A 7,985-nucleotide genomic window follows, 5' to 3' on the forward strand; every position below is an offset into this window, starting at 1 on the left:
GGGCCGGCCGGCGGCGCTGTTCTACCTGGTGCCGATGGCGCAGGCGCGCCGGCGGGTGGCGCGGGCCTTCCGGGCGCTGCGCGAGGCGGTGCCGGACGGGGAGCTGGTGCAGGGGGCGGAGCGGGTCGGGCGCTGGCTGGAGGAGTTCCATCCGCGCTCGCTGGTGGAACTGGACTACGGGGGTCTGGTGCATCTGCTGGGTCCGGAGCGGTTGCTGGCGGACCGTTCGGCGGGGGAACTGGAGGAGGGGCTGCGGGCGCTGCGGGCGGGGGACACCGCCGAGGCGCTGCGCGTGTACGGGGAGCTGACGGTGCGGTGGCGCCGGGTGCTGGCGCTGCGGCACGCGAACTGATGTCCGACCGCGCGTGTATGACTGTAAGAGTCCTAAGCACCGCACGTCCGATGACCAAGGTCCTGGTTCGGGTCAATAGCTGCCGAACGTGACACTACTCACCGTTGACGCGAACTTACCCCTATGTGCAAAAATGGGACAACCAGCCCAACTTCACGTGAGCGTGCCCACTTTTGGGTGGTTCTGGAGTCGATGCGTGCTTTGCGGGGAAACGGAGGGTCTGGTCCCTTCGTAACCGGATGTCATCGCTATGTGACTGTCCGTTATGGGGTGGTCCATCGCCATCCGTCGGCCTTGAACCCGTGAGGGGTCAATTTTGGCGGTTTGGTCGATAGGGCTGGACGGATGGTGTAGTTGTAGACACCAGGACAAGCCGTTCGTCCTATAACCGACTCGGCCCGTCTATGCCATTTCGGGCATCGCGGGCCAAGGTGCAGAATTTGAAGGATAGAACCGCCCTGGTTCGGTTCTCCCGAGGAGGCCGCTCATGACCGCTCGTACCCCTGATGCTGAGCCGCTGCTGACGCCGGCAGAGGTTGCCACCATGTTCCGCGTGGACCCGAAGACGGTCACTCGCTGGGCAAAGGCAGGCAAGCTGACGTCGATTCGCACGCTCGGCGGTCACCGCCGTTACCGTGAGGCGGAGGTGCGCGCTCTGCTGGCCGGGATTCCCGCCCAGCGCACTGAGGCCTGATAGGCCAAAGGCTCTTTAAAGGGGCCGCTTACCGGACTCCGCCGGGTCCGGTAAGCGGCCCCTTTGTCGTGCCCGCCCGAGGGTGTTCCGTGCCCGGGCGAGTGGTCGGAATGTTGAACTCCGGATAACGATTTGATGCGCGTGGGGCGGGGGGGATTTACAGTGAATAGCTGTACAATTTTACATATTAAATTAACGGGGTTCCGGGAAGGGTCGTACGGGGCCGATTCCTGGGGAGGTTCCGTGACGACCGTCACACGGTCCGTCACTTGTGGTCTAGACCTGGCCGGGGTAGTGGGCCGAACGGTCAAAAGCGAGAGGCCCGGAACCTGACGGTTCCGGGCCTCTCGCACTGCGGCGATCCCGACGGGACTTGAACCCGCGACCTCCACCTTGACAGGGTGGCGAGCTAACCAACTGCTCCACGGGACCAGAGTGTTTCCTGATCTCGTTCACTCGCTTGCCGCGCTGCGAACAAGACAGACTGTAGCCCATGGTGGGCCCCCAGGTCGAACTGGCTCCTGAAGGCCCACCGCAGCTCACACGGCCACCCGGGTCAGAGCGTCGCCCGCGCCGCCGCCATCGCCTTCGTGATCCGCTTCTCCGACACCGGGCTCGGCGTGCCCAGCGACTGGGCGAAGAAGCTGACCCGCAGCTCCTCGATCATCCAGCGGATCGCCCGCACCTCCGCGGACGGCTGGTGCCCGGCCGGCACCGCCGCCAGCAGCTCCCCGTACTCCTGCTGCACCTGCTGCACCTTCAGCAGCTGCTGGGCGTCCCGCTGCGGGTGGTTGGGCAGCGCCTCCAGGCGACGGTCCACCGCCAGCAGGTAGCGCTTGAGGTCCGGCAGCCGCTGCCAGCCGGTGGCCGTCACGAAGCCCGGGTGCACCAGCGAGGCCAGGTGCAGCCGGACGTCGTTCACCGCGTTCAGCAGCACCGGGCTGCTCACCGACTTCAGCCGGGTCGAGGCCTTGTGGAAGGCGATCAGCGCGGTGGCCGTCTTCAGCGTGGTGTCCGCGGACAGGTCGTACAGGTCCGCGCGCACCTTGTCGTGCAGCTTGCCGAAGGCCGCCTCGTCCCAGGCCGGCCCGCCGGCCAGGGTCATCAGCCGGTCCGTCGCGGCGGCCACGACGTCCTCGAACAGGGCGCCGATCGAGCCGTGCGGGCTGTGCGAGAGCGCCAGCTTCGCCTGGTTGCCCAGCCGGCCCTGGATGGACTTGGCCGGGGAGGTGGTGGTCAGCATCAGCAGCCGCCGCGTCCCCTCCCACATCGACCGGGCCTGCGCCTCCGGGGTGTCGAACAGCTTGACGCCGACCGACGGGCCCTCGTCCACCAGGGCCGGGTAGGCGCGCATCGAGTGGCCGCGCGAACGCTGCTCGAAGGTGCGCTGGAGCACCGGCAGCGAGGCCGGCCAGGCGGTCAGCCCGCTCTGCTCGATGCCCTGGCCGGAAGCGGCCGAGGAGAGCGTCTCCTTGAGCTTCGGCTTGAGCTTCAGCCGCAGCTCCTCCAGGTCCTTGGACTCGGCGAGCCTGCGGCGCCCGTCCACCACCCGGAAGGTCACCTTGAGGTGATCGGGCACCCGGTCGTCGTCCCAGGCCTCCGGGGGCACGGTGACCGCCGTCAGGCGCTTCAGGGCGTGCTCCAGGGCCGGGAGCAGGGGCTCCTGGCGGTCCTTCACCGCGCGCAGCGCCGCCCTGGCGAAGTCCGGCGCCGGAACGAAGTTGCGCCGGATCGCCTTCGGCAGCGACTTGATGTACGCGGTGACCAGCTCCTCCCGCAGACCGGGGATCTGCCAGTCGAAGCCCTCCGCGGTGACCTGGTTCAGCACCGGCAGCGGGATGTGCACGGTCACGCCGTCCGCGTCGCTGCCCGGCTCGAACTGGTAGGTCAGCTTGAAGCGGAGCTTGCCCTGCTGCCAGTGGTCCGGGTAGTCGGCCTCGGTGACGCCGTCCGCGGCGTCGTTGATCAGCATCGACTTCTCGAAGTTCAGCAGGTCCGGCTGCTCGTGCCGGGCCTTCTTCCACCAGGAGTCGAAGTGCCGGGTGGAGACGATCTCGTCGGGCAGCCGGGCGTCGTAGAAGTCGAACAGGGTCTGGTCGTCCACCAGGATGTCCCGGCGGCGGGCCCGGTTCTCCAGCTCCTCGACCTCACCGAGCAGCTTGCGGTTCTCCGCGAAGAACCGGTGGTGGGTCTCCCAGTCGCCCTCGACCAGCGCGTTGCGGATGAACAGCTCGCGACAGAGCTCCGGGTCGATCCTCCCGTAGTTGACCTTGCGCTGGGCGACGACCGGCATCCCGTAGAGGGTCACCTTCTCGTACGCCATGACGGCGCCGGCCTTCTTCTCCCAGTGCGGCTCGCTGTGGCTGCGCTTGATCAGGTGGCCGGCCAGCGGCTCGACCCACTCCGGCTCGATCTTCGCGTTGATCCGCGCCCAGAGCCGGGAGGTCTCCACCAGCTCCGCCGACATCACCCAGCGCGGCGGCTTCTTGAACAGGCCGGAGCCCGGGAACACCGCGAAGCGGGCGCCGCGCGCACCGCCGTACTCGCGCTTCTCCACGTCGAACAGACCGATGTGGGAGAGCAGGCCGGCCAGCAGCGACTGGTGGATCCGGTCGGCGTCCGGCTCGCCCTCTTGTCCCGTGGGGTGCGGCTCCTCGATCGTCACGCCCAACTGCTTGGCGACGGTGCGCAGCTGGACGTAGATGTCCTGCCACTCCCGTATCCGCAGGTAGTTGAGGAACTCCGCCTTGCACATCCGGCGGAACGCCGAGGAGGAGAGCTCGCTCTGCTGCTCCCGGACGTAGCGCCACATCGCCAGGTAGGAGAGGAAGTCGGAGGTCTCCGAGTTGAACCGCTTGTGCCGCTCGTCGGCGGCCTGGCGCTTCTCGGCCGGGCGCTCGCGCGGGTCCTGGATGGAGAGCGCGGCGGCGATCACCATGACGTCGCGGACGCAGCCGTTGCGGTCCGCCTCCAGCACCATGCGGGCCATCCGCGGGTCCACCGGGAGCTGGGCGAGCTTGCGGCCCAGCTGGGTCAGGCGCTTGCGCGGGTCCTTCTCCTCCGGGTCGAGCGCGCCCAGCTCGTGCAGCAGGGCGACGCCGTCCTTGATGTTGCGCGAGTCCGGCGGGTCCAGGAACGGGAAGGCGGCGATGTCGCCGAGGCCGGCCGCCGTCATCTGGAGGATCACCGAGGCCAGGTTGGTGCGCAGGATCTCGGCGTCGGTGAACTCGGGGCGGGAGAGGAAGTCCTCCTCCGAGTAGAGCCGGATGCAGATGCCGTCCGAGGTGCGGCCGCAGCGGCCCTTGCGCTGGTTGGCGCTGGCCTGGCTGATCGCCTCGATCGGCAGCCGCTGCACCTTGGTGCGGTGGCTGTAGCGGGAGATCCGGGCGCTGCCCGGGTCGATCACGTACTTGATGCCGGGGACGGTCAGCGAGGTCTCGGCCACGTTGGTGGCCAGCACGATCCGGCGGCTGCGGGAGCGCTGGAAGACCTTGTGCTGCTCGGCCGAACTGAGCCGCGCGTACAGCGGCAGGATCTCGGTGTTCTTCAGCTTCAGCTTCCCGAGGGCGTCCGCGGTGTCGCGGATCTCGCGCTCGCCGGAGAGGAAGACCAGGATGTCGCCCGGGCCCTCGGCCTGGAGCTCCTCGGCGGCGTCGCAGATCGCCTGGACCTGGTCCCGGTCGCGGTCGGCCTCGTCCGCCTCGTCGTCGGCCTCGTCGACGATCGGCCGGTAGCGGACCTCGACCGGGTAGGTGCGGCCGGAGACCTCGATGATCGGCGCGTCGCCGAAGTGCCGGGCGAAGCGCTCCGGGTCGATGGTCGCGGAGGTGATCACGACCTTGAGGTCCGGGCGGCGGGGGAGCAGCTGCTTGACGTAGCCGAGGATGAAGTCGATGTTGAGGCTGCGCTCGTGCGCCTCGTCGATGATCAGGGTGTCGTACTGGTGCAGGTCGCGGTCGGTCTGGATCTCCGCGAGCAGGATGCCGTCCGTCATCAGCTTGACCAGGGTGTCCTGGCCGACCTGGTCGGTGAACCGGACCTTCCAGCCGACCGCCTCGCCGAGCGGGCTGTCCAGCTCCTCCGCGACCCGCTCGGCCACCGTGCGGGCGGCGATCCGGCGCGGCTGGGTGTGGCCGACCAGGCCGCGCACGCCACGACCGAGCTCCAGACAGATCTTCGGGATCTGGGTCGTCTTGCCGGAGCCGGTCTCGCCCGCGACGATCACCACCTGGTGGTCCCGGATCGCCGCCAGGATCTCGTCCTTCTTCTGGCTGACCGGGAGCTCGGCGGGATAGCCGATCCTCGGGACGGCGCGCCGGCGCCGCTCGACGACCGCCTCGGCGCGGTCGATCTCGGCGGCGATCTCGGCGGCGACCTTCTGCCGGGCCTCGGGCTTGCGGACCCGACGGGCCCCCTCCAGCCGGCGCCCGATCCGCACCTGGTCGCGCAGGGTCAGCTCGGGCAGACGGGCGGCCAGCCCGCCGATTCCGGGGCCCTCGGCGGGTACGGTGGCGGACTGGACTGCGGGAGAACTCACTGCGGGCATCCCTCTAGGTTCGCAAGGAGGCACGGCGGAGCGCACCTCGGTTTTCGAGCCCCTCCAGTGTCACAGCCGTCGGCGGCGAATCGCGAACGGCAGGCAACGGTCCGAGGCCGTCCCGGGCTCCGGGAGGTTGAGGAGGTGCTCATGGGAGCCCACAAGACCGCCCGGGACGAGGAGTTCCGGACGTTCGTCGGCAGTGCGTGGTCACGGCTGCTCAGGACGGCGTTCCTGCTCGCGGGGGACCGGCACGGCGCCGAGGACCTGGTCCAGCAGGCGCTGGAGCGGGCGTACGCGGCGTGGAACCGGGTGCGTGCCGCGGACGACCCGTACGCCTATGTGCGCCGGATCGTGATCAACGAGCACGCCAGACGGTTCCGGCGGCGGCTGGTCGAGTACCCGGTCACCGAGTTCCCGGACCGGCCCGCACCGGCCGGCGCCGACCCGGACGACCGGGCCGTGCTGCTCGCCGCACTCGGCACCCTGCCGCCGCGCCAGCGCCAGGCCGTGGTGCTGCGGTACTGGGAGGACCTCAGCGAGACCCAGACCGCGGTGGCGATGGGCTGCTCGGTCGGCACGGTCAAGAGCCAGGCGGCCAGAGGCCTGGCCAAGCTCCGCGGGGCCTCCTCACTCATCGGACTGACCAGCATCGGAGGGGCAAGATGAGCAACGAGTTCCTGCCCGGGAACACGGCGACCGGAGACGAGACGGCGGCCGTGCGGGTCCTGGGCGAACTGGCCGGGAGCGTCGAGACCGGGACGGTCCCGTACGACCGGCTGGTCGCCGGCGGCCGGCGGCGACTGCGGCACCGGCGGCTGCTGACCGCCGGGGTGGCGGCGGTGCTGGTCGCCGGCGTCGCCGGAGGCACGGCGGTGCTCGGCGAGCGCGGCCGGCAGGCCGTCTCGACCGTGGTGGCGGCCTCGGCCGCGGCCTCGGCCACCGCGGTGAGCACCACGGGCGCGCCCACCGCCCGGGACCCGTTCAACCCCGTCCGGGTCAAGGTCGCCGAAGGCAGCGCGAACGGCCACACCTGGCAGGCCTGGACCGCGCTGTGGCCGGCCGTCCCCGGCAAGGAGGACTTCGCCCAGCAGGCCCGGATGATCCAGGCGGAGCGGCACGCGGCCAACCCGGCGGTGAAGCCGGTCACCCAGAAGGACATCGACATCAACTGGGACACGCGCATCGACAGGGTGAACTACTACTACACCGTGGACGGCAAGCGGCAGGCGGACGACACCCTGCACGCGGTCTCCGCCCCGGGCGGGTTCCCGGGCGCCGTCGGCGGCTCGTCGCTCGGCCTCAACGACGGCGCGGGCGTCCCGCCGGTGGTGATCGAGGGGGTCCAGGCCGACATCACGAAGGTCGTGGTCGCCTGGAAGAGCGGCGGCACCACCGAGGCGGTGCCGGTCGTGGTCGGGGACTCCCCGTTCCGCTACTACGGCATCCTGGCGAAGCCCGGCACCGACGCGGCGACCGTCACCTACTACGCGGCGGACGGCTCGGTGGAGCGCGTCAAGGACACCTGGCTCCGGACGTCCTGAGCCGGTGGCCGTCGGGGCCGCCGGGGCCGTCGGGGCCGCCGGGGTGGCGGCGGGTGGCCGTCGGGTGGCCGGGGTGATCGGGGCGGTCGGGGTGATCGGGGCGGTCGGGGCGCCCGTCACGGGCGGAGCGCGGCCTGGTCGGCGTCCGGGAGCCAGTCGCGGGCCGGGTCGTACTCCAGCCACCGGTTGCGGGCAGCCCCGGTGGTGAACGCCCGCAGCAGGTCGTCCAGTCGGGGGTGCGGGTCGGTGCCGGGACCGGTGCGCCAGAGGAGCGACCAGGCGTAGAGCGGGGTCGGGTCCGCCAGTGGGACGGTGCGGACACCCGGGCGCCCGGGCGGCGGGCCGTCGGCGGGGACGAGGGAGAAGCACGCCGGGTCGGCACGGACCTGGTCCACGAAATGCTCCAGGCCCAGGTTGGTCGAGCCGACCCGGCGGGCGATCCCGAAGCGCTCGGCGAAGCGGGTCAGGAAGTCCAGCCGGTCCACCGCCGCCGGGTAGCGCAGCACACTGTCCCGCAGGTCGCCCGGGCGCAGGACGTCCCGGCCGGCCAGCGGATGGCCGGTGCTCAGCAGGACGTCCACCGGCTCCAGCCGGACCAGCCGGTGCGTCAACTCGCCCCCGCCGCCCGGCAGCCGGTGCACCCGGCCGAACCCGGCGTCCGACTCCCCGCGCAGCACGGCCGCCGCGACGGACGGCAGGTCCCGGCCGGGCACCGGCTCCACCTGCAGCCCCGGCGCCGCGTCCACCGCCTGCGCGAGCGTACGCATCGGGGCGTACAGGTGCCCCCACACGTCGATCCGCAGCGGCCGCGCCGCGCACCCCGCGGCCGCCACCGCCCGCTCCCCCTGCGTCAGCGCC

Annotated in this window: 5 protein-coding genes, 1 tRNA gene and 1 pseudogene; 4 read left to right on the forward strand and 3 right to left on the reverse strand. The window is 71.0% G+C overall.

Annotated features, from left to right (window positions below; all coding sequences use genetic code 11):
* Together ACIQOV_RS16930 and bldC are read left to right on the forward strand one after the other, a co-directional pair.
* Nucleotides 1-352, forward strand: a pseudogene (locus tag ACIQOV_RS16930) (hypothetical protein); the annotation flags it as partial.
* A gap of 487 nt (nucleotides 353-839) precedes the next feature.
* Nucleotides 840-1,046 carry a developmental transcriptional regulator BldC gene (gene bldC / locus ACIQOV_RS16935; RefSeq protein WP_014137253.1) on the forward strand — a complete coding sequence of 69 codons (207 nt, stop codon included), beginning with the start codon at nucleotides 840-842 and terminating at the stop codon, nucleotides 1,044-1,046.
* A 358-nt stretch (nucleotides 1,047-1,404) separates the two neighbouring features.
* Here bldC and ACIQOV_RS16940 read toward each other — a convergent pair.
* Both ACIQOV_RS16940 and hrpA read right to left on the reverse strand, forming a co-directional pair.
* A tRNA-Asp gene (locus ACIQOV_RS16940) sits at nucleotides 1,405-1,478 on the reverse strand.
* A gap of 124 nt (nucleotides 1,479-1,602) precedes the next feature.
* Nucleotides 1,603-5,592 (reverse strand): ATP-dependent RNA helicase HrpA, encoded by a 3,990-nt coding sequence (hrpA, locus tag ACIQOV_RS16945; protein WP_401049241.1) that lies wholly within the window; start codon nucleotides 5,590-5,592, stop codon nucleotides 1,603-1,605.
* Nucleotides 5,593-5,733: 141 nt separating this feature from the next.
* Between hrpA and ACIQOV_RS16950 the strand changes: the two genes are divergently transcribed.
* Both ACIQOV_RS16950 and ACIQOV_RS16955 read left to right on the forward strand, forming a co-directional pair.
* Nucleotides 5,734-6,252, forward strand: a complete 519-nt coding sequence (locus ACIQOV_RS16950; protein WP_359897967.1) for a SigE family RNA polymerase sigma factor — start codon at nucleotides 5,734-5,736, stop codon at nucleotides 6,250-6,252.
* Nucleotides 6,249-7,127, forward strand: coding sequence for a hypothetical protein (locus tag ACIQOV_RS16955; protein ID WP_401049243.1), 879 nt, complete (start codon nucleotides 6,249-6,251; stop codon nucleotides 7,125-7,127). The genes ACIQOV_RS16950 and ACIQOV_RS16955 overlap by 4 nt, the downstream gene beginning before the upstream one ends.
* Before the next feature lie 116 nt (nucleotides 7,128-7,243).
* Here the strand turns inward: ACIQOV_RS16955 and ACIQOV_RS16960 are convergent.
* Nucleotides 7,244-7,985: LysR substrate-binding domain-containing protein (locus ACIQOV_RS16960; protein WP_401049245.1), on the reverse strand; the 742-nt coding region annotated here is incomplete at its 5' end.

Origin of the sequence: Kitasatospora sp. NPDC091257, from assembly GCF_044757675.1 — a bacterium.
GTDB lineage: Bacteria > Actinomycetota > Actinomycetes > Streptomycetales > Streptomycetaceae > Kitasatospora > Kitasatospora lactacystinica.

Excerpts from the sequence above, each read along its gene's own strand:
- ACIQOV_RS16950 (WP_359897967.1), top strand. The coding sequence starts at position 5,734 with ATGGGAGCCCACAAGACCGCCCGGGACGAGGAGTTCCGGACGTTCGTC.
- ACIQOV_RS16955 (WP_401049243.1), top strand. The coding sequence starts at position 6,249 with ATGAGCAACGAGTTCCTGCCCGGGAACACGGCGACCGGAGACGAGACG.
- hrpA (WP_401049241.1), bottom strand. The coding sequence starts at position 5,592 with ATGCCCGCAGTGAGTTCTCCCGCAGTCCAGTCCGCCACCGTACCCGCC.
- bldC (WP_014137253.1), top strand. The coding sequence starts at position 840 with ATGACCGCTCGTACCCCTGATGCTGAGCCGCTGCTGACGCCGGCAGAG.